We start from the raw sequence: 2831 nt of genomic DNA on the forward strand, positions 1-2831 counted from the left end.
CACCGTTGCGGGTTTTATCGGCATTGGCGTAGAGATTATCCGGCATAAAACCAAATACTTTTGCGGTATCTGTGTAGCGCGCTGCCCAATAATAGCCGCGCTCTTCCGGATTCACTTCATGGGGATGATCGAAATACAAATGGGTGGCGGGCGATAAAATCGGTTCATAACCGGCATTCGCCAAACGGTAGGCGCGGTCGGCAACGCCCCACTCCCAAATGTTATCCCAGGCATTGGCGAGCACATGTTTGTTGGCAAATTGGCTGCGGTTAAAGGTGTTGACCGGGTCGTACATCAAACCATCTTCCCAACCCGCCAAATCCAAACCGCGCGCCGATGTGATCGCAGAAACTTTGCTAACAAAGTAAGGCTTCAAATCGGCCGGGCCAGCAACGCCCTGCTCGCCTTTAGTAAAGAGTGCGTTACAGGCAGGCGATGCGGTCCATGATCCTGCGCCCACTTCATCGCCGCCCATGTGGAAAGTAACGAGCTTGGTGCCGGCTTTGCGGTACATCTGCTGCAATTCGTAAATCACTTTATCGACAAACGCGTAGGTCGATGGCAGGCAGACGTTGATGGAGTTGTCGGTGTAACTTTGCACGGTGATGTATTGGGATTTATCCAATGGATCGGATAACAAATACTGTTCGGCTTCGGCTTTTTTACCGGCCTTCAGCAATTTTTTGTAGCGCGCTTCCATGGACTTCACCGCTGCGCGCGCGTGGCCGGGCATGTCGATTTCCGGTACTACTTCAATGTGGCGGGCGCTGGCGAATTTGATAATCTCGATAAAATCGGTGGTGCTGTAATAGCCATTGCCCGAACCCGATGCATGCGGGCCAGTGCCTAATTGGGTGAGCAAACAAGTCTGTTCGGTGAGATCAAAACAGCGCTTGGCGCCGACTTCAGTCAACTCTGGCAGGCCGGGAATCTCCAAGCGCCAGCCTTCATGCTCGGTTAAATGCAAATGCAATTTATTGAGTTTGTAACGCGCCATCTGTTCGATCAAACGCAGTGTTACCTCCTTGCCGTGGAAGTTGCGCCCCATGTCATATTGCATGCCGCGCCAGCTGTAACGCGGTGCATCTTTCGCACTCAGTTGCGGCAGCGCGTGACTATTGGCAGTTTGCGCGGGCAATAAGCTCAGCACACTTTGGATGCCGTAGAAAGCGCCGGCGTTATCGCTGCCGATGATGGTAATTTTGTCGGCGGCGATATCAAGTGTGTAGGCTTCTGCTGTTGCGTTTGCGCTATCAACTTTCAACTCAATCACTTTGCCTGTTGCTGCGACATGATCAGCAGCAGAGGTCAGTGTTACACCCGCTGTTTTTAATTGATCGGCAAAATATTTTGCCTCACTGGTTAAACGCCCGGCGTAACGAATTTGCCAACTGCTATCGAGCGTCGCAGTGCCTTTGCGATATTTCACCTCGGCGGGCGTTGGGATAATTTTGGGGCTGGCATCCAGCTTGGCGGCAGCCTGGTTGACGGCGAGATTATCCTGATAGCGGGTGGCAGCAGTGGCGATGGGATAGAGGTCGGGCGAAAAGCGCTGCAGCTGTTCGGCTTTGGTAAAAGGCTCGACAAATTCTTTGAGGTTTTCAGTATCAGTATTGGCGAATACCACTGCATCAGCCCCCTGCTGGGCGATAAATGCGCGCGGCATAAAATCGGTATAACTCACCATATGCGCACTGGCGGTATAGGACACAGCCAGGCTTGCGCCCACCGCAAGGCCTTTAAATCCGGCGGTTGGCGCCAACTCATGCAGGTCACCTTGCACATGGCGCAGGCTCAAACCTTCAATTACCGTTGCATCCAGTTTGCGCACGGAATGAAAATAAATTCGCCAGTCACCCTGCCCCGCAGGCAAGGCTATTCCAGAATCATTGGTCAGCGTCAATTTCGCTTGCGGCTTGGCCGCCAGATTGTTCACCACCGCAAAACGCAGCTGGGCTTTGCCCGCAAAATCATTGAGTTGTTGTTGGCTGAGGTTAGCGGCGAAGGCGCCCTGGGCAAGCCCCAGCGCCAGCGTCAATGCGCCCAAACGCGCGGCTATATGTTGACCTGCAGATTTCATTATGGATGCTCCAGCCTTTAAGTTGATTGATAGGGCACTTTTAATTTTATGGCACTAGATCTTTCTGACAACGTTGTCCAGATTACACCAAAAAACCGTTTATGCCAGTTCCTGAACATAAATTAACCCTTTGGACGAATGGATTAAGGATAGATGGGGATAGCCAAAACGCTGCACGACCAAAACAACAAAGGGCGCCGAAGCACCCTTTGTATCGAACCAGCAATAACAAAACTGTAGCTGCGATCAGCCCAAAAAGAACTTGTAAGCCTCGTTTTTGGTTTCATCCCAATAGGGATAATTCAGCTCGTTCAAAAACACTTTCAGTTCCGCGTATTCTTTTTTCGGCACCTGCATGCCGACCAGCACGCGCGCTGACGCCGAGCCGTGGTTGCGGTAGTGGAACAGGGAGATATTCCAGCGGCCAGCGACCTTGTTGAGGAAAGTCATAAGTGCACCCGGGCGCTCGGGGAATTCAAAGCGGTAGAGCACTTCGTCTGTCGCTTGCGGTGCGTGGCCGCCCACCAGATGGCGGATATGCAATTTCGCCAACTCGTTTTCAGTCATATCCACCAGGTCATAACCCTGCGCTTTTAGTTCGCTCACCAAATCCGCGCGATCATTACCACCCGCCGCCACTTGTACGCCGACAAAAATCTTGGCGTCTTTGGCATCGGCATAGCGGTAATTAAATTCGGTGATATTGCGTTTACCCAGCGCTTTGCAAAATTCTTTGTAGGCTCCGGGGCGC

1 protein-coding gene and 1 pseudogene are annotated in these 2831 nt (G+C 52.2%); both read right to left on the bottom strand.

Translation table 11 applies throughout. The annotated features are described in order from the left end of the window. Positions 1-2080 (bottom strand): family 20 glycosylhydrolase (locus ACWA6V_RS20225; RefSeq protein ID WP_449524183.1); only part of this gene is annotated, 2080 nt, incomplete at its 3' end. A gap of 246 nt (positions 2081-2326) precedes the next feature. Next, a pseudogene (locus tag ACWA6V_RS20230) lies at positions 2327-2831 on the bottom strand (threonine ammonia-lyase, biosynthetic); the annotation flags it as partial.

Source organism: Cellvibrio sp. (assembly GCF_053579595.1).